Genomic DNA, 24,873 nt, shown 5'->3' with positions numbered 1-24,873 from the left:
AACCAAAAGTTGGAGCCAACCATGGAAACCTTGGGCAATCTCGAATCCTTCGTGCGCGCAGCCGAGGCCTTGAGTTTTTCCGAAGCCGCCAGACGCCTGGGGGTTTCGCCCGCGGCAGTGAGCAAGAACGTCGCGCGCCTGGAAACCAATCTGGGTATCCGCCTGTTCCATCGCAGCACCCGGCGCCTGACGCTGACCGAAGCGGGTGAACGTTTCTACGGGGAAGTCGTCGGCAACCTGGAAAATATCCAAGGCGCCATCGCCAACCTCGTGGATGCCCGCCATGCACCGGCCGGGCGCTTGCGTGTCAGCCTGCCACCCTCCCTCGGTTTCGATTACATCCTGCCGTTGCTGGAAACCTTCAAGCGTCGCTATCCAGACATCGTCCCTGACTGGCACCTGGAAAATCGTCGCGTTGATTTGATCGCCGAAGGTTTCGATGCCGCCATCGGTGCCGGCGTGGAGTTGGTGCCCGGCGTGGTCGCCCGGGAACTGGCCAAACTGCATGTGGTGGCTGTGGCCGCGCCTGGCTTTTTCGCTGATCGGCCACTGCCAGGCACGCCTGCCGACCTGCTGGGACTGGATGGCATTGTCATGCGTTCGACCCACAGCGGCCGGTTGTTCAGCTGGACCTTGCGCAACAAGCGCGACGAAGCGTTCGCCCTCGACCTCAAACCCTCGCTGATCATGAATGACCCGGAAGCGATTTGCCGTTGCGCGGTCATGGGCCTGGGGGTCGCGCTGGTGCCAATGGATCGCGCCTACGCCTGGCTGGAACGCGGCGACCTGATCCGCTTGCTGCCGGAGTGGTACGTCGACCTCGGTGCAATTTCGATTTACTTCTCCGGGCAGAAACTATTGCCGGCCAAGACCCGCGTGTTTGTCGACTTCCTGGTGGAGCACTTCCAGACACAACTGGCGCCGCACTTTCGCGCAGACTGAACGCCTTGCATTACAAACTTGTCATCGAGTTGTCAGCGTAGCCAGCACCCTCGCTTCATACAGTGGAGTCGTCAGTCACCCGCACCGAGTGACACGCCTCCCACTGATGATGACAAGGGTCGATACCATGAAACCATTGAGCAAACTCTGCCTGATCGCCGCCAGCCTGTTGATGCTGGGCACCGGTTCCGCCATGGCCGCTACCGTCGCGCCAGTCAAGGCCAACAACGTCGTGCTGGTGCACGGCTCCTGGGCCGATGGCTCTAGTTGGTCGGACGTAATCTCCCGGTTGCAAGCTGCCGGCCTGCACGTCACTGCCGTGCAAAATCCGCTGACCTCGGTGGCCGACGACGTCGCCGCCACCCAGCGTGTGCTCAATCAACAAGACGGCCCGACCGTGCTGGTCGGCCATTCGTACGCCGGCACCGTGGTCAGTGAAGCCGGGGTCGATCCGAAAGTCAGCTCCCTGGTGTACGTCGCCGCCCGGGCGCCGGACGCCGGTGAGGACTTCGTCGCACTGTCCGGCAAATACCCGACCATGCCCGTGCGTGCCGGCACCGAAGAACACGACGGTTTCGTCAGCCTGAAGCAGGACGCCTTCCTCAAGTACTTCGCCAGCGACGTGCCCCACGACAAAGCGATGCAGTTGTTCGCCGTGCAGCAACCGATCGCCAAGACCCTGTTCACCGACCGTACCACCGCAGCGGCCTGGCACACCAAGCCGTCCTGGTACGCGGTCTCAAGCCTCGACCAGACCATCAATCCGGATCTGGAGCGCTTCCTCGCCAAGCGCATGGGCGCGACCACCATCGAGTTGCCGTCGAGCCACTTGTCCCTGGTCTCCCACTCCAAGGAAATCGCTGACCTGATCCTCGAAGCCGCCGGTCGCCAACCGTAATCCCGGCGCCGTTTCATTACACACTTGTCATTGAACTGTTGGTCGGCTGTCCGGATCGCCTGGTTAACCTGAACCCACTGCCCGGACAACCCATCGGCAGCCAACCGCCCCTGTATAGAGGGAATCATCATGAAAATGTCAGTCCTTGGTTTTGCTGCCCTCCTCGCCACCGGTTCGGCGTTTGCCGATACCCAAAGCGCCGAACCCGTCATCCACGACAAGACCGGTTTCTTCGTCCACCTGGATATCGCCAAAGACCTGTCCAGCAATAACATCACGCAAGAATGCGGCATCGTCCCCGCACAGCTCATTTATCTCGATCATCAAGGTCGCAAGCACGTGCTGGATTACCAGGTCCAGGGCATGGGATGCATTGGCGATAATTGATCAGACGCCTGTCGTCACAGAGGATCGGGCTACACTGGCGCCACCGGCCTGTCACTGTAGCCCGCCTCCGTCGCTGTAAATTTTGCTGACACCGAACCAGGCAGATCTCCATGAATATCCTTGTAGTCGAAGACGAACCCAAAGCCGGTAATTACTTGCTCAATGGCCTGCAGGAACTCGGGTACTCCGTCAGCCTGGCCCGTGACGGCGCCGATGGCTTGCACCTGGCCCTGGAGCACGATTTCGACGTCATCGTGCTGGACGTGATGATGCCGAAAATGGACGGCTGGGAAGTGCTGCGCCGCTTGCGCAAGGAAGCGGACACGCCGGTGTTGTTTCTCACCGCACGGGATGACATCGCCGACCGCATCAAGGGCCTCGAACTGGGCGCCGATGATTACCTGATCAAGCCCTTTTCCTTCGCCGAACTGGTCGCGCGCCTGCGCACCCTGACCCGACGTGGCCCCACTCGCGAAGAAGAACAACTGCAGGTCGCCGACCTGCAAATCGACGTGCTCAAACGCCGGGTCACCCGCGCCGGCGTGCGGATCACCCTGACCAACAAGGAATTTGCCCTGCTGCACCTGTTCGCCACCCATCAAGGCGAGGTGCTGTCGCGTTCGATGATCGCGTCCCGGGTCTGGGACATGAATTTCGACAGCGACACCAACGTCGTGGATGTTGCGGTTCGGCGGCTGCGCCTGAAAATCGACGATCCGTTTCAGCTCAAGTTGATCCACAGCGTACGCGGCATTGGTTACCGCTTCGATACGCAACCATGAACGATCGCACTTCCCGACTTCGCCACTCGTTGACGCTGCGTCTGGCGCTGGTATTTGCCTTGCTCGCCTTTGTCTCGCTGACCCTGCTCGGCGTGGCGCTGTACCGCGACCTGGAGCGCGAGCTGATCCGCCGCGACGACGCCGCCCTGGTGAACCGCATCGATCAGTTGCGCACCTTCCTCAACGACAGCAACACCCTGGAGCTGATCAAAACCAAACCGGCGATTTTCCAGAACATGCTCGGCAATCGCGAGGCGCTGCTGACCATCGGCGCGCCTGGGCAAAAACCCTTGCTGGTGGTCAACCCCGGCAACCTCGCCGTGCCGTCGCTATCGCCGGTAGCCATGGACCACCCGCTGAGCCTGGCCGACGTGCAGCATTATCCGAGTGTGGATGGCGTGCCCTTTGCGGCGGTGGCGGCGACCATCGACTCCGGCGATCTGGGCAGCCTGCAAGTGGTCACCGGGCGCCTGATGACCGAGCGCACCGCAGTGCTCGCCCGTTACCGGCTCAACGTCTACTTGTTTGCCAGCGTGGCCGCGATTCTGCTGGCCCTGTCCGGTTACCTGCTGGTGCATCGCGGCCTGCTGCCCGTGCGACGCCTTGCCCGACACGCCCACGGCATCGGTGTCGGCAACCTCACCGAACGCCTCGACAGCCAGGGCGCGCCACGGGAACTGCTGCCGATGATCGAGGCCTTCAACGCAATGCTCGACCGCCTCGGCAAAGGCTTCGTGCAGTTGGGTCAGGTGTCCACCGACATGGCCCATGAACTGCGCACGCCGATCAATAACCTGCTCGGCGAAACCCAGGTCGCCCTGCAACAAAACCGCAGCATCGAACACTATCAGCAGTTGCTTGCCTCCAATGTCGAGGAGCTCGAACGCCTGGCCCGCATGCTCGACAACATGCTGTTTCTGGCCCGCACCGATCCCGCCAGTGCCCTGCGTCAACGCCAGGAACTGGATGCCGCCGATGAAATGGAACGCATGGCCGACTATTTCGAAGGGCCGGCCGCGGATGTCGGGATCAGCATCGATGCCCAGGGCAGCGGGCTGATCTGGGCAGAACCGATGTTGCTGCGCCGCGCCCTGGCCAACCTCTGCGCCAACGCCATCAAATACGGTGCGCCGCATTCCGAGCTCTGGATACGGGCAATCCCCGCGGCCGATGGCATCCGTTTGCAGGTACGCAATCACGGCCAGACGATTGCGGCCGAACATTTGCCGAGGTTGTTCGAGCGCTTCTACCGTGTCGATGAATCCCGCGAACGTTCGGCCCACTCCAACGGACTGGGCCTGTCGATCGTGGCGACCATCATGCAGCTGCACAACGGCGCTTACAGCGTCACCAGCGCCGAAGGCATCACCTGTTTCGAACTGTTTTTTCCGGCGCGCCAGCTGGACGAATGACAGTGACGGCTCCCGTTGCAGGAGCCGTCGATGCGGTCTGATCAGTGCGCGATGAAGGACAGACGGTTACTTCGGTTGCGCCACCGTGCGCAAGTAAGGTTTCACCGTTTTGAAGCCATCCGGGTACTTCTTCTTCGCGTCCTCGTCAGAGACCGAAGTAGGAATGATCACGTCCTCGCCCGGACGCCAGTTCACCGGGGTGGCGACGGTATGTTTGGCGTTCAGTTGAAGCGAATCGAGCAGACGCAGCACTTCATCGAAGTTGCGCCCGGCACTCATCGGGTAGATCAGCATCGCCTTGACCTTTTTGTCCGGGCCGATGATGAACACTGAACGCACCGTGGCGTTGTCCACGGCGGTACGTGTTCCGCCACTGGCATTGGGGTGAATCATGTCGTAGAGCTTCGCCACCACCAGGTTTTCATCGCCGATCATGGGGTAGTTGACCGCATGGCCCTGGGTCTCTTCGATGTCTTTGGCCCAGTCCTTGTGATTACTCACGGGGTCGACACTGAGCCCGACGATCTTGGTGTTGCGCTTGTCGAATTCTGGCTTGAGCCCGGCCATGTAGCCGAGTTCAGTGGTGCACACAGGGGTGAAATCCTTGGGATGCGAGAACAGGATGGCCCACTTGTCGCCGATCCATTCGTGGAAATTGAGCGTGCCTTCAGTGCTCTCGACAGAAAAATCCGGTGCTTCGTCGCCAATACGAATGGCCATGTACGTTCTCCTCACTGTGAAGGGTAGGGAAACTCTGGAGCCTTCCAGTATAGGAGAGGTTGAAGAATTCGTTCCGCGCGCCGCCGAACTGCTGCTCGAAACTATCGCTGCTTTGCGCCCTGCACCCACTCCCTCGGACTGGCGCCTGTTTTGCGGCGAAACGCCCGGGCCAGCGCCGAAGGGCTTTCGTAGCCGACTTCATCGGCGATCAGCGCAATGGCCTTGCCTTCACGCAAGCGTTTCTGGGCCAGGCTGATGCGCCAGCTCACCAGATAATCGACCGGTGTCTGCCCCACCACCAGGCGAAAGTGTTCGGCAAAACTGGCGCGGGACATGTTGGCCGCCGCCGACAGTTCGGCCACGGTCCAGGCCTTGGCGGGTGTGTCGTGCATGAGGCTCAAGGATCGCGCCAGGCGCGGGTCGGCGAGGCCGGCCATCATCCCGGGACTCTGATCACGGCTGGTCAGAATGTGCCGCAGCAACTGAATCACCAGGACTTCGAACAGGCGGTCCATCATCGCTTCGCGACCACAGATACCGCCGAAGGCTTCGCTGAATAACCAATCCAGCGTGCCGGCCATGGTCGGCACTTCTTCGAGATCAAGGATGAGGTAGTCGGGCAAGGCGGCAGCCAGTGCATTGCCGGCGCCGCCATCAAATGTCAGCGAGGCGCACACCAGTTGAGTGTCGGACGCTTCAGATGCAAACAAACGATGGCGGTACGGTCGAGGGAAAAAAATCAGCGTGGGTTTGTCGAGCAGGATGTCTCGCTCATCGGCCAGTTTGAGGGTCAGCTCGCCTGCCTGAAGCAAATGCAGATGCCCGCACGCCTGATTGCCATCAAAGCCCGTGGCGCCGCAGAACGTGCCGCTGTGGAAGGTGCCGGCACTCACGCCGAAATGCGTGAGCAAGGTGGACAAGCGATCCATGGAAAGCTCCCGAGGGCATATTTGGACGATCTGTCGCATATCCTCGACGATTTGCACCCTGAAGACCAGCCACCCTCACTAGCATGGACCCCGTACCCAGCGCATATCGCGCTGCACGCTACGGAGATCCACCATGAGCCGCCTCACCACCCTGAGCCTTGAACAAGCCACCGACGTCACTCGCCCGCTGCTGGAAGGCGTGCAGAAAAAAATCGGCTTTTTGCCAAACGTCTTCAAGACACTGGCCCATGCGCCTGCAGTGCTTTCCTCCTATCTGCAACAGTCCGTGGCCTTGGGCAAGACCTCGTTGAGCGCCACGGAAAAAGAAGCGATCTTTCTCGCCACGTCCCAGGTCAACGGTTGCGACTACTGCCTGGCGGCCCACACGCTGTTTGCCGGCAAGGCCGGGCTCTCCGGGCAAGACATCCTCAGCGCTCGCCAGGGCCAGCTCAACGCATTTGCCACCCTCGCCCGACAAATCACCGAAAGCCGTGGTCACTTGAGCAGCGAACAGATCGAAGCGGCGCGCGCAGCCGGCATCGACGACGCGAAGATCATCGAAGTGATCGCCCACGTGGCTTCACAGACCCTGACTAATTACCTCAACAACGTCGCCCTGACCGAGATCGATTTTCCTGCGATCGATGCTTGAACCAGACATTTCTCTTCGGGAGTACACGCTATGAACACGGTCACGCTTTACACCACCGACACCTGCCCTTACTGCCGCAACGCCAAGGCGCTATTGGCCAGCAAGGGCGTAACGCCCCGGGAAATCAACGTGCAATCGGACCCCGGGAAATTTCAGGAAATGCTCAGCCGAAGCGGTCGTCGCACCGTCCCGCAAATCTTTATCGGCGACACGCATGTCGGCGGCTTCGACGACTTGGCCAAACTGGATCGTCAGGGCGGTTTAGTGTCGATGCTGGCCTGAAGCTGACCCGGCCACCCTCCTGTGGCGTTACAGGGGCGTGCCGGGTGATGTGGAACCCGTCATTTGCGCGCCACCTTGTACCTGACGCAATCCTCATAAAAACTCGCCCGCAGCGCAGCGGGCTTGATCCGCGATTGACTGTCGTAGGTCTGCTCGGTAATGCCCATGGCCATCATGCGCATCCATGGCTTGCTGAACCTGTAGGTCTGTAGTTTCTGGCGTGCGGCATACAAAGAGACGCCCGATAGTTTCAGTTCTTGGGCCTTCGCCGCCGTTCCCGCGCCCCAACTGCACATATAGCGGTCATTCGACGCCAACTCCTTGGCCTGGACAGAAACTGCAACGCTCGCCAGGCCAAATGACATCAGCGTGATCAATACATTCCGCATTCAAATCAGTCCCTAAGCACCTGAAAATAAAATGATTCTGGCTGTAACTTCAGCGCTTCGGGGCCAGCAAAATGCCCTTATCTGCGGCGCGCACCGCAATGGCGTATGCCTGACTGGCATTTCTTGCGACATTTTATTCCTTTGCTATAGCTAACAGTTCCCAACGCAATCGAGTGAGGCAACGGAATGTCAGTCGCAAAGAAAATGACGGTGGGGCAACTGACGATGTTGACGGCCGTCAACATGTTGGGCTCAGGCATTGTGCTGCTGCCGACAAAACTCGCCGAAGTCGGCGGTATTTCCATTCTTTCCTGGCTGATCACGGCCACCGGTTCCCTGGCGCTGGCCTATGCCTTTGCGCGCTGCGGCATGCTCAGCCGAAAGACCGGGGGCATGGGCGGTTATGCCGAATACACGTTCGGCAAGGCCGGCAACTACCTGACGAACTACACCTATGGCGTCTCGCTGTTGATTGCCAATGTGGCGATCAGTATTACGGCGGTCGGCTATATCCAGGTGCTGTTCGATGTGAAGCTTGATTCCATGCAGGTGGGTCTGGCGACCATTGCGTTGTTGTGGATCACCACGTTCGCCAACTTCGGCGGCGCGCGGATTACCGGCAGGATCGGTGCTGTCACGGTCTGGGGGGTGATTGCGCCAGTGGTGCTGGTGTCCACCATCGGCTGGTTCTGGTTCGACAGCAGCGTTTACGCCGCCGGGTGGAACCCTCACAACATGGGCTGGCTGGAAGCCGCGGGTGCATCGGTGGCGATCACCTTGTGGGCGTTTCTCGGCCTGGAGTCGGCGTGCGCCAACACCGACGCGGTGGAAAACCCCGAGAAGAACGTGCCCATCGCCGTGCTCGGCGGCACCCTCGGCGCGGCGGTGATCTACATCGTGTCCACCAACGTCATCGCCGGCATCGTCGACAACCCGGAACTGGCCTCTTCCACCGCGCCCTTCGGGTTGGTGTTTGCCAAGATGTTCAACCCGATGATCGGCGACATCGTGATGGGGCTGATGGTCCTGGCCTGCGTCGGTTCGTTGCTGGGTTGGCAATTCACCATCGCCCAGGTGTTCAAGAGCTCGGCGGATACCGGCTACTTCCTGCCGATCTTCGCCAAGGCCAATAAGGCCGGCACGCCGATTGTCGGCATGTTGATTCTGTTGGCGGGTCAGACGGCGTTGGGATTCCTCACCATCAGCCCTGACCTGAGCAAGCAGTTCGACATTCTGGTCAACCTCGCGGTGGTCACCAACCTGGTGCCGTACATCCTCTCCATGGCCGCGTTGATGACCATTCAAAAAGTCTCCAACGTACCGCCGACCACAGCGCTGGCCACCAACATCGTGGCCTGGGTGGCGACGGCCTACAGCTACCTGGCGTTGTACAGCTCGGGCGAGCAAGCACTGATGCTCGGCGGCGTGGCGACCATCTTCGGCTACACGCTGTTCAGCTTCGTCAACAACCGCCTGATCGCACTCGAAGCGCTCAATAACAGCGTACCGACGCAGACCGTCAGCGCGCAGCACATCACGGGCGAACCCGTGCCGGTGAACAATTTGCAAACAGCTACCGTGGAGGTTTCATCATGACGGAATATAGACACTTGCTAGGGATGCTCACCCTGCTCGTCAGCAGCCCGCCAGACAAACGCACCGTCTTTGGCCGCGCCTTGAATCAGTTGATCAACGATGTGGAGGAACGCGCCATCAGCGTACTGGTGTCGGAGAGCCTGAGCGACGCCACCTCGATCCTGCATTCAGACCCCGCCATTCAATGCGTGCTGCTCAGCTGGGAAATGGACGACAGCGAAGGCCACCATGAATGCATCAAACTGCTGACCAGCCTGCGCGAGCGCAACACCCGCGTGCCGGTGTTCCTGATCAGCGACCGCAGCACGGCGTCGAGCATTCCGCTGGTGGTCATGCAGCACGCCGACGACTTCATCTGGCTGCCCGAGGACACCAGCCGCTTCCTGAGCGGACGTATCCTGGCGGCCATCGAACGCTACCGCCACGCGGTGCTGCCGCCGATGTTCGGGGCACTGCTGAAGTTTTCCCGTTCCTACGAGTATTCGTGGCATACCCCCGGTCACGCGGGCGGCACGGCATTTCTCAAAAGCACGGCGGGCCGGGCGTTCTACGAGTTCTTCGGGGAAAACCTGCTGCGTTCGGACCTGTCGATTTCCGTCGGCGAACTCGGTTCGCTGCTTGATCACAGCGGGCCCATCGGTCAGGGCGAGCGCTACGCCGCCAAGGTGTTCGGCGCGCACCGCACTTACTACGTGACCAACGGTTCGTCGACGTCCAACCGCGTCATCCTGATGGCCAGCGTCACCCGCGATCAGATTGCCCTGTGCGACCGCAATTGCCACAAGTCCGCCGAGCATGCAATGACGTTGTCCGGGGCCATTCCGACTTACCTGGTGCCGACCCGAAATCGCTACGGCATCATCGGCCCGATCCTGCCGCAAACCCTGAGCGCCGAAGGCGTGAAAGCCGCCATCGCCAACAACCCGCTGGTCAAGGCCGGAATTGACCCCACGCCGATCCACGCCATCGTCACCAACTCCACCTACGACGGCCTGACCTATAACGTCACCCGCGTCGAGGAACTGTTGGGGCAGAGCGTCGATCGCCTGCATTTCGACGAAGCCTGGTACGGTTACGCGCGTTTCAACCCGCTGTATCGCGACCGCTTCGCCATGCACGGCAGCCCGGACGATCACGACGATTCGCGCCCCACCGTGTTTGCCACGCAATCAACCCACAAATTGCTGGCGGCCCTGTCCCAGGCGTCGATGATTCACGTGCGCAACGGGCGCAACCCGATTCCGCACGGGCGCTTCAACGAGTCGTTCATGATGCACGCCTCGACCTCGCCCAACTACGCGATCATGGCCTCTTGCGACGTCAGCTCAGCGATGATGGAAGCGCCCAGCGGGCAGATCCTGACCACCGAATCCATCGAGGAAGCCATCGCTTTCCGCCAAGTCATCTCACGCATGCACAACGAGATGCTCGGCAAGAACGAATGGTTCTTCACCTGCTGGCAGCCGCCGTCAGTCAACGTTGGCGGTGCGGCGCGGCCATTCCATGAAGTGGACCCGGTGTTGCTGAAAACCGAGCCGGACTGCTGGGTGCTTCACCCGAACGAGGTGTGGCACGGCTTCGGTGACATCGAGGACGGCTACTGCATGCTCGACCCGATCAAGGTGTCGGTGCTCAGCCCGGGCATGGGCGACGACGGCAACCTGCTGGACTCCGGCATCCCCGCCTGTGTGATCACCGCTTATCTGGGGCGCCAGGGCATCGTGGTGGAGAAAACCACCGACTTCACGATCCTCTTCCTGTTCTCCATCGGCATCACCAAAGGCAAATGGGGCACCCTGGTCAACGCCCTGCTCGACTTCAAACGCGACTACGACGACAACCTCGAACTCGAGGTGTGCCTGCCCGACCTGCTGACCGCCAACCAGCAGCGCTACGCCGGCATGGGCCTCAAAGACCTGGCCGATGACATCTTCCGCGCCATGAAGAAACACAAAACCACGGCCACCATGGCCCAGGCGTTCGGCATGCTCCCACAAGCCGAATTCAGCCCGGTGGAGGCGTACGAAAAACTGGTCAAGAATCAGGTCGAACTGGTCACGCTGGAAGAAGCCGCCGGGCGGATCGTCGCGACCGGCATCGTGCCGTATCCACCGGGCATTCCCTTGCTGATGCCGGGTGAAAACGCGGGGCCTGCGGACGGTCCGTTGCTGGCCTATCTCAAGGCGCTGGAAAGCTTCGACAAATCCTTCCCCGGCTTTACCCATGACACCCACGGGATCGAAAGCGAAGCCGGGGTGTATCGCTTGCTGGTGTTGAAATGAAGTAAGCCGGATCTTCGGCTCACACCCACCCAATGTGGGAGCGGGCTTGCTCGCGAACGCGGAGTGTCAGTCGCCATTAATGTCGGCTGACACCACCTCTTCGCGAGCAAGCCCGCTCCCACAAGGTTTCGTATGGGCAAACCCGGCCGAAGCGCTCTATGATTGACCCCCATGACGACTTCGCCTCCGATCCGCCAACCCTGCCCGCCCGGCGCTTGCGACTGCGGGCGTGACCCGCTGCTGGACACACCGGGCGCGGACGTGCGCATCCTGTTTCTGACCCGTTCGGAGGAAAAGCGCCTGATCGAACGCCTGGAAAACCTCCAGAGCCTGAGCGACCTTGAACGGTTGCAACAGCGGATGTACGACCAACTGGGCATCCGCGTGGAAATCGCCCCCGGTTTTAACGAAGTTCGGACCATGCGCGGCATCGGCATCTCCATCGCAGAGTTGCCGGGGCTGTGCCGCAAAACCCGCCAGTCGATTCCGGCCGCCATTCGCCGCGGTCTGGAGAAACATCCCGAGGTTGCCTTTGAGCTGCTCAATGCCAACGACCTGTTGCGTGATGCGTGAGGTCCAGCCCCGCCTCAGATCCTTCGCTCTCCGCTCCGGCCGCTGCCAATGTTTCGCGGGTGATACAGACGCTTTTCTCGGTCCCTGAACAAATGCAAAGCAAGAGATCAGCGGTCATACACGCAGGCTCGGGCACTGCTATGCCTTCTCATGGGAGTAGTCGTTGAGAGGCCGGCCAGGATGACCGGCAACAAAAGCGTGACCGTGGTTCCGGCGCCAGCCAGGTGCGCGAACATCGACAGGTGCCAGTCCGTGACAGGAGGTGGCAGATGTTATTCATGGTCAGTTGGTCAATCAGTCCACAAAACCGCAACAGCGTGATCAAGCGCTATCTCGAAACCAAAGGCCTTCCGCCCGATGGCGTGAAGATGCTGGGGCGATGGCATGCCGTCGGTGGTTCCACCGGTTTTGGCATCGCAGAAACCAATGATGTCGTACTGATTCAGAAGTGGGTGCTGCAATGGAATGACCTCATGAGCATGGAGGTCCATGCGGCGCTGACCGATGAGCAGGCGGGGCCGTTGCTTCAAGCCGCGTTGGGCAAGCAATAATCTTCGGGGCGGCGGGCGCTGCTCGCCGCCCGGCTACAACACGTGCGGAGTGGCAGACGGGGAATGGTTATTTCTTCATCCCGACCCGTCGCCGCATCTCGGCGGTGATCGTCTGCCTGGTTTTCTTCAGATCCGCCCAAGGTTCATCCCCGACTTCCGCCAGGCGTTCATGCACGGTGTGCACATTCCATTGGTTGCCACCCTTGAGCTCGGCCACTTCTTCTGGAAAGACCGGCACCGACACCGGCAGCCCTTCGCGAGTGCGCACAGCGTAGGCGCAGATGGTGGTGGCGCCCAAGCCGTTGCGCAGGTAGTCAATGAAGATCCGCCCGACCCGGTTCTTGGGGCCGGACACGGCGGAAAAACGCTCCGGCAGCAACTTGGCCATGTGGCTGACAATCGCGTGGCTGAAATCCTTGACCTCATCCCAACCGAGTTTGCGTGTCAGCGGCACCACCAGGTGAATGCCCTTGCCGCCGCTGGTCTTGAGGAACGCCTTGAGCCCCAGTTCATCGAGCACCGAGAGGGTCAGTTGGGTCGCTTCGACCATGCTTTTCCAGGGCAGCGCCGGGTCCGGGTCGAGGTCGAGAACGAAGCGGTCGGGTTTGTCGAGGTTGTCCGAGGTGGCATTCCAGGTGTGCAATTCCACCGTGCTCATCTGCACCGCGCCGATCAAGGCTTCGGCGTTGTTGATGATCATCACCGGTTGGCCGGTGAGTGCCTTGTCCAGGGTGGTGATTCCGGGAATGGCCAGGCGCTCGGCGTTTTTCTGGAAGAACAATTCACCGGCAATGCCGTCCGGGGCGCGTACCAGCGCCACCGGGCGGTCCTTGAGTTCGGGGAGAATCCACTCGGCGACGCTGGCGTAATACTCGGCCAGTTGCACTTTGGTCGTGCCGCTGGTGGCATCGATGACCCGGTCGGGATGTGTAATGCGCACCTTGCCGTCACCCAGGCCGATTTGTGATGGCGCAGGCGCGGCTTTCTTTTTCGCGGCGGTGGCAGGTTTTTCCGCAGTGCCTTTTTTCGCGGCTGAAGTTTTCACGGCTTTCGGACGCTCCTCGGTGATGTCTTCGGCTGGTTTGTCATCGCGCAGGCCATGGAACACCGCGTGACGCACCGAGCCGTCCTTGGTCATTTCGGCAAAGGCCACTTCCGCCAGCAACGTAGGTTTGAGCCAATGCACGCCCTTGGCGTCAAAACCGGTCGGCGGATTGACCACCGACGGCTTCTTCGTCTGCAGCGGTTTGAGCTGCGCGTAGATGCTTTTGAGGGTCGTCTCGTTGAACCCGGTGCCGACCTTGCCGGCATAGCGCAACTCACCGCTGTCGCGGTCATGCAGGCCCAGCAGCAACGCACCGAACGCATTGCGCGAGCCTCTCGGGTCGGTGTAGCCGACGATGACGAATTCCTGCCGGTGCTTGCACTTGAGCTTGATCCAGTCACTGCTGCGCCGGGACACGTAAGGCGAGCCGATACGCTTGCCGATCAACCCTTCCATGCGCATTTGGCAGGCGCTGTTGAGCAAGGCTTCGGGGTTTTCGCCGAAGGCGTCGGAGAAGCGCAGCAGCGGGTCTTTATTGGGTTTTAGCACCGTCGCCAGCGCCGCCCTGCGCTCTTCGACCGGCACCTCGCGCAGGTCCACGCCGTTGAGGTAAGGCATGTCGAACAGGTAGTAAACAATGTTGCCGCTGCGGCCCGAATCGAAGGCGTTTTGCAGCGCCTGGAAGTCCGGCACGCCGTGCTCGTCGGCCACCACCATTTCGCCGTCGAGCCACGCCGATTCGAGGCCCAGCGCCACCAGCCCTTCGGCTTGTTTTGGCAACTTGTGCGTCCAGTCGTGGCTATTGCGGGTGAACAGCTTGACCTCGCCGTGATCGATGCGGGCCATGATCCGATAGCCGTCGAACTTGATCTCATAACTCCACTCACCGCTCGGGGCTTTTTCCACCAGCGTCGCCAGTTCGGGTTTAAGCAGGTCCGGCAGTTTGGCCTTGTGGGCGCCGGTCAGCGCTGTGGACTTTTCCTTGCGCGTCGGGGCCGCCGGTTTCTTGATCGGTTTGGGTTTGTCCGCAGTCTTCGCCTTCTTGGGAACAATGGTCCGGTCACTGAGCACGCTGTCGGGCTCGGCGGCGACCACGTCGTAATCGCTTTCAGGTTTGGCCGCGCCGTCCTGGTGCTTGATCAGGAACCATTGCTCCTGTTTGCCCGGCATGTGGGTGCGCACCAGGTTCCACAGGCCGCCGAGTTTCTCGCCTTGCAACTCGAATTTCAGCTTGCCCTTGGCGTAGGCCTTGGCCGGATCTTCCTGGGGAATCCACACGCCACGGTCCCAGACGATCACATCGCCAGCGCCGTAATGCCCTTCGGGAATGCTGCCCTCGAACGTGGCGTAGTCCAGCGGATGGTCTTCGACGTGGACCGCCAGGCGCTTGACCTTGGGGTCCAGCGACGGGCCTTTCGGCACCGCCCAACTTTTCAGTGCGCCATCGAGTTCCAGGCGAAAGTCGTAATGCAGGCGCGAGGCGTCATGCTTTTGAATGCAGAATTGCAGGGCATGGTTTTTTGCGGTTTTTTTGCTTGAGCGTTTGGCGGCCGGTTCAGAGGTGGCCGAAAAATCGCGCATGCGGTTGTAATCGTCCAGGTTCTTGTTCATTGCACACCCGCAGGCGATGTCACGATTCCCCCGATGCCCGGGCCGATGCGCGTGACGATCAGTGCGACAACGGCAATGCGCTCCACCCGCTGATAACCGGTGGTCAGCAGTTCTTCGCCGAACACATCGGGGTCGAGTTCGCGGTAGGTCCAGCCGAACAGCGGTGCTTCCAGGCGCGGGATCAGCGCGTCCAGAAACGGGTCGCGACCGTCGATCATCGCGACCCCGGTGTACAACACCAGGGAGCCGCCGGGCGCCAGTCGATACAGGGCCTGCTCGACAATGCGCAATGACAACTGCGCGCCGAGCGCCCCACCGCCATGGCGGTAAGCACGCTCAGCCGGGTCGGCCATGTAGGGCGGATTGGCGACGATCAGGTCGAAATTGCCGTCGACGTCCTGCAGCACATCACTGGCCTCGACGGTGATATTGGCCACTTCGGCCAGCGCTACGTTGACGGCCGTCATGCGTAGCGCCGCCGGGTTGATATCGACCGCTAACACCTCGGCCTCACGACGCGCGCGGGCAATCACAATCGCCCCGACGCCAGCGCCGCAACCGATGTCCACGGCGCGTCTGATCGGTGCGAAGTTTTGTTGCAGGTGCGCATGAATCAACTGCGCAAAACGGTAGGTGTCCGGGCCGAAGAACACCGCATCAGCGGCTTCGGTGGGGAAGCCCGAATGCACGAACAGCAGATCGTCCAGGCTTGACCAGCGCACGCGGCTTTTCAGCCGACCGTTGCTTTCTTCGAGGACGCCGGCCTGATGCAACTGGCGCTGTTCGTCCACCGACAACAGGCCGGGTTCGAACGTTCGTGACCAGCCGAACACATCGCGCAGGGTCCGGGCGTTTTGGCCGAAGGCGCGATCATTGACCCGCTGGTGGGTCAGCGGCGTGGGGGTGATGAAACGGTAACCGTCGGCCTGCAAGCGGCGCCCCAGTTGCAGCAAGGCCAGATCGGCAGCGCCGAGTTGCTCTTCCTGATTCATGACGTGCTCCCTATCGAAGACTGGATTTGAGTTCGATAAACCGGCGCGTGGCCAGCAGGCCAGCCGGGTGGGAATGCCGGTGGGCCGACAGCCACGGGATCAGCACCTGCATCTGCTCGTGGGCGGCACGTCCTTCGAGTGCGGTTTGCAGGCTCTGGATATCCGGGTCACTGGCGGGCACGGGGAGTTCTGTCGTGTTGCTGGCACCGCGGCGGGCCGCGGCCGGTGCACGCTCAGGTTTCCAGTTTCCGCCAATCCAGTCATGCAGCAACTGTTTTTCATAAGGGCTGAACACGCCGAACATGGCCGCGCCGTCACCGTCGATCAATTGCCAGAACCGGCTGGCTTGCGGGTCCTGGTGACGTTTGATCCAGCCCTTGTTTTCCAGGGCCACGAGGAAGCCTGGCAACTGTTCCGGCGCCGACAGCCACTGATTGACGGTCTTGCCTTCAAACCGGCAGTAATCGGAATGCATGTGCTGGCCGAACGGGCGCTTGCGCTCAAGCATGCTCAGCAGTTCGCCGTACAGGTCGAACGACTCGATGATCGCGCGACTGCCCTGCCCCAGATCATTGAGCCGATAACCCAGCGCAACCCTGCGCAAAAAGGCTTCGCGGTCGCCTTCCACCGGCATCAGCTGCAGCACCGACTGCACGGCTTTTTGCGCATGACCGGTGCTGGCATTGTCGATGGTCACGTGCAGGGTGAAGTAATAGGGATCAATGCCCAACTCGCTGAGCTCATATGAGCTGATCAGCAAATGCAGGGGCAGTTGTTCATAGCCGAGGTTATAGCCGATCACCTCCGGTAAAAAATCTTCACTGCAATAGCCCAAGGCCAATTGCACCGCACCTTGCAGGTAACGTTCATCAGGGATCATCCCGCCGTCCTGCAAGCCATGTTCGGCGAGCAGTTTGCGGTAGATCACCACGTGATTCTGCGCCGGATTACCCTCGCCCAACTCTTCCAGATAGGTACAGATCAGGCCTTCGAAACGCGGGTCACGCCAGTGACTCAGCAACCCGAAGAGCCAGGCACCGTCCACCAGTTTGGTCGGGGCCACCGCTTGCAGGAAAAACAGCGCGTGCGCCTTGTTGCTGAAGAACTGCCGCGGCCCGCCGTCCTTGCGCTGTTGCAGGTAGTCGGCGTATTGGCGGGCGACCTCGACACTGTGGTGTTCAACCCAGGTTTGCAGGCCTGATAGATCCTGCGGCATCTCTTCTGGCAAGCCCGCTGCTTGCTGCAGTTGCGCCTGCAGGAAGGTGTGCGCGAGCGCGCGCCTCTGCTCGGCATCGTCGCCCAGCAGGAGTAACTCGTAGGTTTGCTTGATGCTGCCGGCGCCGGGAATCGAATGTTCTTGGGCAGGCCTGGATTCAAGTCGTGTCAGGACAGTCATGGATTTTTCTCTCGCTCTCGAGCCACTGGCAGGACGCTGGATCAGTACGTCTCTAATTCAGCAGAGCGACCGCTGCGAAGAAAAATTCCATTGGGGTTGAAAACGCCCGGACAAACGGCCTGTGACGCGGCACTTGGCTTGCACTGAAGTGAATATACTCAACGGGTGTGGACTCATCCGTCGGAGAGCAGTCATGCGAACGGTTCATGTCATCGAATCGGGAAAAACCCCCGTGCCGGTCAACGTCGTGGGTGAGGCGATCACGATTCTCGCCGGTGGGGATCTGACCAAACCGTTTGAGGTGCATATCCAGGAGGGTGTGCAAGGGGGTGGACCGCCGCCGCACTTTCATCCGTGGGACGAAGCGTTCTACGTCATCGATGGGCAGGTCGAGGTGACGGTCGAGGGTAAATCCACCACTGTCTCGACCGGGGGTTACGTGCATATTCCTGCAGGTTCGGTCCATGCCTACAAGAACATCAGCACCAGGGCGAAAATCATTGGCGTGGTTTCCGATCCACGAGGCGGGCAGTTCTTTGCGGCAATGGACAAGCTCAAGGTGCCCGAGGATTTGCCGCGGATTTTTGAAGTTGCCGAAAGCTATGGCGTTACGTTTTTGGTGTAGGGGGTTGAGCAGGTCGACCGCGTTATCGTTCTTCGCGAGCAAGCCCGCTCCCACATTGGAACTGTGTTCACAGGACTAATGTGGGAGTGGGCTTGCTCGCGAAAGCGGCCTGACAGCCACCGGATTTTTTACGGATACCCGTCAAGCAACGCCCCCCTTGGCCTGCTGCTCCAGATGCACTTGCAGATCCGGATCGATACCCAACGCGGCTGCCAGTTCATCCAGGTAACTGCGTTCGGCATCCTGCTGATCATCCACCAGCATCACACTGGCCAGGTACATCTCCGCCGCCATGCCAGTGTCCGTTGCCGATTGTGCCACATCGGCGGCATCCAGCGGCCGGGCGACTTCCTCGTCCAGCCATTGCTGCAGTTGCGGGTCGTCGGTGTGGCGACCGATTTCGGTGCTGATCATGTGCTTCTCGGCGTCGTCGATCCGGCCATCCGCCTTGGCCGCCGCAATCAACGCACGGAGGATCGCATGACTGTGATCCTCGACTTCCGGGCCGGATAGAAGATCGACCGTGCGCGGCGCCTGTTGCGGTGCCGTAGCCTGGCTGCGTTGCCAGGCCTGATACGCCTGGAACGCCATCATCCCGAGGGAAGCCAGCGCCGCGTAATTAGTGCCGCCACCAGAGCGGGTGCGCGTCGAGCCGCCCATCGGTGAGCCGCCGCCCAGCAGGCCGCCAAGCAAACCACCCAGGCCACCACCCCCGGCGCTGGAACCGGCGCCACCACCCAACAGGCCACCGAGCAATCCACCGAGGTCGCCGAGCCCACCCTGGCCCGACGCGCCGCCGCCCCGTTGCGCCGTCGAGCCCTGGCCGGCCCGCAAAAGTTGTTCGAGCAGATCGCTGGTGTTCATGACGATGTCCTCTTCGATAGGCGTGATCCCGTCAGGCAACAATAGTCCTCGCCGGCCATTGCGCCACCCTGACTGACTGACCCTTTGTCGCCTCGGTTGGTAATCCTGCGGAGGGCAACCATATTTAATGCCCGGCTATTTTTAGCCCGGCTGCATTGCTGCGGACACTTAAACAGGAGGTACAGCTCATGTCTGACACCACCGAATCTGCCACGTCCAGCGAACAACTATTCCAACCGATCAAGCTCGGGCGCTACGAGCTGCCGCACCGGATCGTCCTGGCGCCCCTGACCCGCTCGCGCGCCGGTCAGCCGGGCAACGTTCCGACAGCGCTCAATGCCACTTACTACGCCCAACGCGCCTCGGCCGCGCTGATCATCACCGAAGCGACCCAGGTCTCGATGCAGGGCCAGGGCTATGCCTGGACGCCGGGTATCCACACTCATGAACAAATCGAAGGCTGGCGGCGGGTCACCGATGCCGTGCACGCGGCCGGCGGCAAAATCTTTTTGCAACTCTGGCACGTGGGCCGCATTTCCCATCCGGCGTTGCAGCCGGACGGCATGCTGCCGGTTGCGCCTTCGGCCATCAAACCTGACGGCTCGGCCTTTATCGAAAACGAAAACGGCGAAGGCGAACTGGTGCCGTTCGTCACTCCGCGGGCCTTGCAGATCGAGGAGTTGCCTTACCTGGTCAAGCAATTCGAGCGCGGCACCCGAAATGCCCTGAGTGCCGGTTTTGACGGGGTCGAGGTGCATTGCGCCAACGGCTACCTGTTCGACCAGTTCATCAATTCCGGGACCAACCAGCGAACCGACCAGTACGGTGGTTCGGTCGAAAATCGCGCTCGTCTGACCTTGGAAGTGATCCAGGCAGTCTGCGAGATCTGCGGGCCGGATCGGGTCGGCGTTCGCCTGTCACCGTCGAGTACGTTTAATGACATCAGCGACGACAACCGCGAGGAAACCTTCGGCTACCTGGCAGAAAAGCTCAACGACTACAAACTCGCCTATCTGCATCTGGTCAACCCGGCAATCGCCGCGCTCGAGCAACACACGACGCCCTCCCCGGAAGCGGAGCGGATGGTTGCGCTGATGCGCGAGAAGTATCGCGGCACCTTGATGCTGGCCGGTGGCTTCGACCATGACAGCGCCGAAGAATGGCTTAAGCAAGGCAAGGCTGACCTGATCGCCTTCGGCCGCAAGTTCCTGGCCAACCCCGACCTGCCGGAACGCTTTCGCCGGCGCGCGGCGCTTAATGCCGAAGACCAGGCCACCTTTTATGGCGGCGGTGCCAAGGGCTATACCGACTATCCCTGCCTGTCCGGCGAGCGTTGCGAGGAAGCGAAACCTTGTGTTGATGAAAGTTGGCGCTAACCGAACACTCAGGCCCCCTTTACGCACCGTCTAATACCCCGGATTTCTCCGGGGTATTTTTTTGCAGCGCAGCTAAGATTCATAGGTGGTGAACCTTATTCCCGGATTTCCGGTCGATACCTGCAACCCGACCAGGTTTGCCGCCGCCCCCGATCATGAGGGTGATGACTGGCTTGCTTCACTTTCTGGAGAACGCCCCCGTGATATCGACCCTACACATTGCCAGGCTCAAAGCATGGGGCGCCCATGGTTTTACCGCCACCGGCGTGGTCACTGCCTTCCTCGCGACACTGGCCCTGCTGGAAAACCAACCTACCAATTGCCTGCTGTGGCTGGGCGTGGCGCTGATCGTCGATGGCCTGGACGGCGCGCTGGCGCGCAAGGTCAATGTGCAATCGGTGCTGCCGAGTTTCGACGGCTCGGTTCTCGATCTGGTGATCGACTACCTGACCTATGTGTTTATCCCGGCGCTGTTCATCTATCGCTACATCCCGTTGCCGGACTACACGCTGCTGCTGACGGTGTCGCTGATTCTGGTCTCATCGCTGTTTTGCTTCTGCAACGTCAACATGAAGAGCAAGGACAACTATTTCCAGGGCTTCCCCGCCGCCTGGAACGTCGTCGCCCTGTGCCTGTACATCATCGCCCCGACGCCGTGGATCACCTTTCTCACCGTCATCGGCCTGGCATTGTTGACCGTCACCCGGATGAAATTCCTTCACCCGTTCCGCGTGCGCAAGTTCATGCCGATCAACATTGCGGTAACGGCCATCTGGCTGCTGTGCAGTTTGTCGCTGGTGGTCAACCATCCCGTGATCAACCCGATGGTGATGGGGCTGTGGTTGCTGATGTCGGCTTACTTCCTGGGGATCTGCATTTGGCGCACGGCGCTGGAGTGGTTTGACGGGTCGCGGCACAAGTAACCCGTCATGCCCATCCATATCGTGCGACTCGGTTCACCGCGCTTGCCTGATGAAGGCCTGCGGATCGGCACGGTACGCCGCCCACCCCGTGGCGTGCCGAAGGCCGAGTTTGCCAGTCGCGATTTTTATGATGTGTGGCAGCCGTTGCTGTCGCCCAGTGCCGAATTGGTCGCAGAAGCCAAGGCTGCGGAGGATGAAAAAGCCTGGGAGGCTTTCCGGCGCAAGTTCAAGGCAGAAATGAACCACCCGGCGCCCAATCATCTGCTGGACCTGTTGGCCGCCCTCTCCCATCAAACCTCGCTGGCCGTTGGCTGCTATTGCGAGGATGAAGCGCACTGCCATCGTTCCGTGTTGCGGGAATTGCTGGAATCGCGCGGCGCCATGGTTGCCTAGGTGCAGCGAACACCACAAAACCCTGTGGGAGCGGGCTTGCTCGCGAAAGCGGTCTCCAGGTACCCACATCCTCAAGGCGTAATCGCCACCTTCATCACGCCATCCCGCTGGTGCGCAAACAACTCATAGGCGGCTTCGATGTCGTCCAATTTGAAGTGGTGGGTCACCAGCGGCGACAGATCCACCCCACCGCTGTCCACCACCGCCATCAACCGGCGCATCCGCTCTTTACCGCCGGGGCACAGGGTGGTGACGATGCTGTAGTCCCCCAGCCCTGCGGCAAAAGCATCGAGGGGGATGCGCAGGTCGCTGGAGTACACCCCCAGGCTGGAGAGACGGCCACCCGGACGCAGCACCCGCAGCGCCGACTCGAAAGTGCCCTGGGTGCCAAGCGCTTCGATGGACACGTCCACACCCCGGCCATCGGTCAGGGCCATAATCTGCTCGACCACGTCGCCGTCCTTGAAATTGACCACATGGGTCGCCCCCAACTGCCGCGCGACGCTCATCCGCTCAGGCACGGCATCGACGCCGATGATCGTGGTCGCACCTTTAAGGCGTGCACCCGCCACCGCACAGAGACCGATCGGCCCGAGGGCAAACACTGCAACGGTATCGCCAATGCTCACCTCGCCCCGCTCCGCCCCGGAAAACCCGGTAGACATGATGTCCGGGCACATCAGCACCTGTTCGTCGCTGAGGCCATCGGGGATCGGGCACAGATTAGCCAGCGCATCCGGCACCAGCACGTATTCGGCCTGACAGCCGTCGATGGTATTGCCGAACTTCCAGCCGCCGGTAGCGCGGAAGCCATGGCGGGTGTCCGGGCCGTCCTGTGAACCGCAGCCGCACAGGCAAGCGTAGCTTTGGCCGCTGGGGGTGATGGCGCCGGCAATTACCCGTTGCCCCTCGACAAAGCCGCGCACCTGCGAGCCCAGCCGTTCGATGATGCCCACCGGTTCGTGACCGATGGTCAGCCCTTTGGCCACCGGGTATTCACCGCGCAGAATGTGCACGTCAGTGCCGCAAATGGTGGTGGTCGTGATGCGGATCAGCGCATCCAGCGGACCGACCTCGGGGATCGGTTTGTCGTCGAGCACGATGCGGTTTTTCTCAACGAATATCGCGGCTTTCATGGTTGCCATGGCAGGTCTCCTGAGCTTGCACGTTCGCTTGAGTTCAGCACGAACCCCAGCCTGCGCCGGACAGACAGACGGAAGGTTGATCATGGTCAATACTTAGGAGATTGAATGCCTGTCGAATGACCGCACGTCGGGCGGCATTGTCGGCGTCTCATCGTCAGTTAGAGCGTCGGCCACTGCCCGTCAACCCACTGGAGGATTGTCATGTCTGGTCAATCACGCTTCATGTTGGTCGCATCTCCACTGATGGAGCACAGCCCCGCCTTCGACCGGGCGGCGGCGCTGGCCAAGGCCGAAGACGCAGCGCTGCACATCGTCGCCTTCGACTATCTGGAAGGTCTGGCGACCGCCAGTCTGGTCAACGAAAAGGCCCTGGAGCAGATGCGCCTGGGCTACGTCGATCGCCACCGCGCCTGGCTTGAGGAACAGGCCCGCCCCTTGCGTAAAATCGGCGTGCACGTCACCACGGAAGTGACCTGGGTCGAACGCCCGCTGGAAGAAATCCTGATTCACCTCAAAGAACAGCCGATGGACGTGCTGATCAAGGCGCTGGAGCACGAATCGCTGCTGTCGCGGCTGATGTTTACCCCGCTCGACGTGCATTTGTTGCGCGAATGCCCGGTGCCGCTGCATTTCGTCAGCCATGCCGTGCATGCCTTGCCACGCAAGATCGTCGCGGCCGTCGACCCCTTCCATCGTGATGATCACTACAAGACCTTCAACGACCGGATTCTTCACGAAGCGTCGAAATTGGCGAGCGCCTGCAATGCCGAACTCGATGTGGTCTACGCCTATGACCTTTCGTCCATCAGCGCGGACGAATTCGGCTTCGATAACGGGTCGGCATTCTTCCATTCGGGCAAGGCCAAGACCTTGTTCGACTACCAGGAAGACGCTTTCAACGACCTGGCCGAACGCAACGGGATTGCCCCGGAGCAGCGGCACATGATCATGGGCAACCCGGCCAAGGTCCTGACCCGTTACGTCGATGCCTATGACGTCGACGTGATTGTCATGGGACGGGTCGGCCATCGCGGCCTGGGCCGGCTGATCGGCAGCACGGTGGAACACCTGCTGTACAAAATGCCGTGCAGTGTGTGGGTGGTGTATACCGAGCGGCTGGATGAGTAACAGATCCACCAGACACCACAATCCCCTGTGGGAGCGGGCTTGCTGGCGAAAGCAATCTATCAGTCGACATCGATGCTGACTGACACTCCGCCTTCGCGAGCAAGCCCGCTCCCACAGTGGGTTTTGTATTGGCAGATCAACGCCGGGTGATCACCACTTCAAGGTATTCACTCGGCACCACCAGCGACTTGTCTCCCGCCCGGTTCAGTCGGTTCAGCAGTTCAGTCAGGTCATCTTCAAGCGCCTGGGCACCTTCGGGAGGCAGCGCGCCGAACGCCTTGTGGACCGGGCCGTACCATTTGCGGAACGTGTCGATGAAGTGTGCGGCCGAGCGGTAGCGGAAGTTGAAGTTCTTGCGCGTCACCTGGACCAGGAAGTTGCGATCATCAAATTGTGAGTGCAACCAGGCCTCGGTGCCCCACTGCGAAGGTGGTTGCGCGCCCGCTGGTGGCGGCATGTGCCGGCCCAGTGTCTTGAACATCTGGCCGACGAAACCTTCAGGCGTCCAGTTGGCCAGACCGATCCGCCCACCCGGGCGACAGACTCGCGCCAGTTCCGCGGCCGCTTTGGGCTGGTCCGGCGTAAACATCACACCGAAGGTCGAAAGCACGACATCGAAGCTGGCATCCTCGAACGGCAGGGCTTCGGCATCTGCCACTTGAAAAGTCACTTCCAGGCGCTCAGCCTTCGCCCGGTCTTCGCCGCGTTCAAGCAACGCGGCCACGTAGTCGGTAGAGGTGACATGGCAGCCACGGCGAGCGGCAGCAAGCGTCGCGTTGCCGTTGCCGGCAGCCACGTCGAGCACGCGTTCATCGCAGAGCACGTCGCAGGCTTCCGCCAGCTCCTCGCCGACAATCTGCAACTTGGTGCCGATGACGGCATAGTCGCCGCTGGCCCAGGCGGCCATCTGACGGTTTTTCAGGGCAGTAAGATCAATGGGGGTACTCATGGAGTCTGCTCCGTAACGGATTGGAACGCGC

25 protein-coding genes and 1 pseudogene are annotated in these 24,873 nt (G+C 61.0%); 17 read left to right on the top strand and 9 right to left on the bottom strand.

Annotated features, from left to right (window positions below; all coding sequences use genetic code 11):
• Window positions 1–21 precede the first annotated feature (21 nt).
• The 5 genes from ACA055_RS11230 to ACA055_RS11210 all read left to right on the top strand — a co-directional run bounded on the left by ACA055_RS11230 (window position 22) and on the right by ACA055_RS11210 (window position 4,421).
• Window positions 22–942: a LysR family transcriptional regulator gene (locus ACA055_RS11230; RefSeq protein ID WP_497683678.1), complete on the top strand. Its 921-nt coding sequence runs from the start codon at window positions 22–24 to the stop codon at window positions 940–942.
• 127 nt (window positions 943–1,069) lie between these two features.
• Window positions 1,070–1,840, top strand: a complete 771-nt coding sequence (locus ACA055_RS11225) for an alpha/beta hydrolase (RefSeq protein ID WP_497683677.1) — start codon at window positions 1,070–1,072, stop codon at window positions 1,838–1,840.
• Between the two features lie 129 nt (window positions 1,841–1,969).
• Window positions 1,970–2,227, top strand: a complete 258-nt coding sequence (locus ACA055_RS11220) for a DUF2790 domain-containing protein (protein WP_497683676.1) — start codon at window positions 1,970–1,972, stop codon at window positions 2,225–2,227.
• A 110-nt stretch (window positions 2,228–2,337) separates the two neighbouring features.
• Window positions 2,338–3,009: a heavy metal response regulator transcription factor gene (locus ACA055_RS11215; protein WP_497683675.1), complete on the top strand. Its 672-nt coding sequence runs from the start codon at window positions 2,338–2,340 to the stop codon at window positions 3,007–3,009.
• Window positions 3,006–4,421: a heavy metal sensor histidine kinase gene (locus tag ACA055_RS11210; RefSeq protein ID WP_497683674.1), complete on the top strand. Its 1,416-nt coding sequence runs from the start codon at window positions 3,006–3,008 to the stop codon at window positions 4,419–4,421. The genes ACA055_RS11215 and ACA055_RS11210 overlap by 4 nt, the downstream gene beginning before the upstream one ends.
• A 66-nt stretch (window positions 4,422–4,487) precedes the next feature.
• Here the strand turns inward: ACA055_RS11210 and ACA055_RS11205 are convergent, their stop codons facing one another.
• Both ACA055_RS11205 and ACA055_RS11200 read right to left on the bottom strand, forming a co-directional pair.
• Window positions 4,488–5,141, bottom strand: a complete 654-nt coding sequence (locus ACA055_RS11205; protein ID WP_497683673.1) for a peroxiredoxin — start codon at window positions 5,139–5,141, stop codon at window positions 4,488–4,490.
• Window positions 5,142–5,242: 101 nt separating this feature from the next.
• The gene (locus ACA055_RS11200) at window positions 5,243–6,070 is read right to left on the bottom strand and encodes an AraC family transcriptional regulator (RefSeq protein WP_497683672.1); all 828 of its coding nucleotides are present in this window, start codon (window positions 6,068–6,070) and stop codon (window positions 5,243–5,245) included.
• A gap of 133 nt (window positions 6,071–6,203) precedes the next feature.
• On the opposite strand from ACA055_RS11200, the gene ACA055_RS11195 reads away from it, so the two are divergent.
• Both ACA055_RS11195 and grxC read left to right on the top strand, forming a co-directional pair.
• Window positions 6,204–6,722, top strand: coding sequence for a carboxymuconolactone decarboxylase family protein (locus ACA055_RS11195; protein WP_497683671.1), 519 nt, complete (start codon window positions 6,204–6,206; stop codon window positions 6,720–6,722).
• 30 nt (window positions 6,723–6,752) lie between these two features.
• Window positions 6,753–7,004: a glutaredoxin 3 gene (grxC, locus tag ACA055_RS11190; protein WP_497683670.1), complete on the top strand. Its 252-nt coding sequence runs from the start codon at window positions 6,753–6,755 to the stop codon at window positions 7,002–7,004.
• Window positions 7,005–7,063: 59 nt separating this feature from the next.
• On the opposite strand, the gene ACA055_RS11185 is transcribed toward grxC, so the two are convergent.
• Window positions 7,064–7,393 (bottom strand): hypothetical protein, encoded by a 330-nt coding sequence (locus tag ACA055_RS11185; protein ID WP_497683669.1) that lies wholly within the window; start codon window positions 7,391–7,393, stop codon window positions 7,064–7,066.
• 186 nt (window positions 7,394–7,579) lie between these two features.
• On the opposite strand from ACA055_RS11185, the gene potE reads away from it, so the two are divergent.
• The 4 genes from potE to ACA055_RS11165 all read left to right on the top strand — a co-directional run bounded on the left by potE (window position 7,580) and on the right by ACA055_RS11165 (window position 12,395).
• Window positions 7,580–8,989, top strand: a complete 1,410-nt coding sequence (potE, locus tag ACA055_RS11180) for a putrescine-ornithine antiporter (protein ID WP_497683668.1) — start codon at window positions 7,580–7,582, stop codon at window positions 8,987–8,989.
• Window positions 8,986–11,271, top strand: a complete 2,286-nt coding sequence (locus ACA055_RS11175; RefSeq protein ID WP_497683667.1) for an Orn/Lys/Arg family decarboxylase — start codon at window positions 8,986–8,988, stop codon at window positions 11,269–11,271. The genes potE and ACA055_RS11175 overlap by 4 nt, the downstream gene beginning before the upstream one ends.
• A 171-nt stretch (window positions 11,272–11,442) precedes the next feature.
• Window positions 11,443–11,844: a hypothetical protein gene (locus ACA055_RS11170; protein WP_497683666.1), complete on the top strand. Its 402-nt coding sequence runs from the start codon at window positions 11,443–11,445 to the stop codon at window positions 11,842–11,844.
• Window positions 11,845–12,113: 269 nt separating this feature from the next.
• Window positions 12,114–12,395, top strand: a complete 282-nt coding sequence (locus ACA055_RS11165; RefSeq protein WP_497683665.1) for a DUF3303 domain-containing protein — start codon at window positions 12,114–12,116, stop codon at window positions 12,393–12,395.
• Window positions 12,396–12,462: 67 nt separating this feature from the next.
• Here ACA055_RS11165 and ligD read toward each other — a convergent pair whose 3' ends face one another.
• Genes ligD through ACA055_RS11150 form a run of 3 tightly spaced genes read right to left on the bottom strand, consistent with a single transcriptional unit; the run spans window position 12,463 to window position 17,439 of the window.
• On the bottom strand, window positions 12,463–15,051 hold the full coding sequence (gene ligD / locus ACA055_RS11160) for a DNA ligase D (RefSeq protein ID WP_497683664.1): 2,589 nt from the start codon (window positions 15,049–15,051) through the stop codon (window positions 12,463–12,465).
• Window positions 15,048–16,043: a methyltransferase gene (locus ACA055_RS11155; protein WP_497683663.1), complete on the bottom strand. Its 996-nt coding sequence runs from the start codon at window positions 16,041–16,043 to the stop codon at window positions 15,048–15,050. The genes ligD and ACA055_RS11155 overlap by 4 nt, the downstream gene beginning before the upstream one ends.
• A gap of 10 nt (window positions 16,044–16,053) precedes the next feature.
• Window positions 16,054–17,439, bottom strand: coding sequence for an iron-containing redox enzyme family protein (locus ACA055_RS11150; RefSeq protein WP_497683662.1), 1,386 nt, complete (start codon window positions 17,437–17,439; stop codon window positions 16,054–16,056).
• Window positions 17,440–17,632: 193 nt separating this feature from the next.
• Here ACA055_RS11150 and ACA055_RS11145 point away from each other — a divergent pair, with 193 nt between their 5' ends.
• Window positions 17,633–18,064, top strand: a complete 432-nt coding sequence (locus tag ACA055_RS11145; RefSeq protein WP_497683661.1) for a cupin domain-containing protein — start codon at window positions 17,633–17,635, stop codon at window positions 18,062–18,064.
• Between the two features lie 141 nt (window positions 18,065–18,205).
• On the opposite strand, the gene ACA055_RS11140 is transcribed toward ACA055_RS11145, so the two are convergent.
• Window positions 18,206–18,928 carry a tellurite resistance TerB family protein gene (locus tag ACA055_RS11140; RefSeq protein ID WP_497683660.1) on the bottom strand — a complete coding sequence of 241 codons (723 nt, stop codon included), beginning with the start codon at window positions 18,926–18,928 and terminating at the stop codon, window positions 18,206–18,208.
• A gap of 188 nt (window positions 18,929–19,116) precedes the next feature.
• Here ACA055_RS11140 and ACA055_RS11135 point away from each other — a divergent pair, with 188 nt between their 5' ends.
• From ACA055_RS11135 to ACA055_RS11125, 3 genes are all read left to right on the top strand, one after another.
• Entirely contained in the window at window positions 19,117–20,304 is a 1,188-nt protein-coding gene (locus ACA055_RS11135) for an alkene reductase (RefSeq protein WP_497683659.1), read from the top strand.
• Between the two features lie 200 nt (window positions 20,305–20,504).
• Entirely contained in the window at window positions 20,505–21,227 is a 723-nt protein-coding gene (gene pcsA, locus ACA055_RS11130; RefSeq protein WP_497683658.1) for a phosphatidylcholine synthase, read from the top strand.
• 6 nt (window positions 21,228–21,233) lie between these two features.
• A complete protein-coding gene (locus ACA055_RS11125; RefSeq protein WP_497683657.1) occupies window positions 21,234–21,620 on the top strand; it encodes a DUF488 domain-containing protein in 387 nt (128 codons plus the stop codon).
• 71 nt (window positions 21,621–21,691) lie between these two features.
• On the opposite strand, the gene ACA055_RS11120 is transcribed toward ACA055_RS11125, so the two are convergent.
• Window positions 21,692–22,765, bottom strand: coding sequence for an NAD(P)-dependent alcohol dehydrogenase (locus tag ACA055_RS11120; protein WP_497683656.1), 1,074 nt, complete (start codon window positions 22,763–22,765; stop codon window positions 21,692–21,694).
• A gap of 201 nt (window positions 22,766–22,966) precedes the next feature.
• Here ACA055_RS11120 and ACA055_RS11115 point away from each other — a divergent pair, with 201 nt between their 5' ends.
• Entirely contained in the window at window positions 22,967–23,893 is a 927-nt protein-coding gene (locus ACA055_RS11115; protein WP_497683655.1) for a universal stress protein, read from the top strand.
• Window positions 23,894–23,896: 3 nt separating this feature from the next.
• A pseudogene (locus ACA055_RS11110) lies at window positions 23,897–24,010 on the top strand (metal ABC transporter ATP-binding protein); the annotation flags it as partial.
• 19 nt (window positions 24,011–24,029) lie between these two features.
• On the opposite strand, the gene ACA055_RS11105 reads toward ACA055_RS11110, so the two are convergent.
• A complete protein-coding gene (locus ACA055_RS11105) occupies window positions 24,030–24,842 on the bottom strand; it encodes a class I SAM-dependent methyltransferase (RefSeq protein WP_497683654.1) in 813 nt (270 codons plus the stop codon).
• Between the last annotated feature and the right edge of the window lie 31 nt (window positions 24,843–24,873).

This window comes from Pseudomonas sp. LBUM1657 (genome assembly GCF_059716075.1).
The sequence above is the reverse complement of the archived record's forward strand: the minus strand, read 5'-3'. Positions and strand labels throughout refer to the sequence as shown.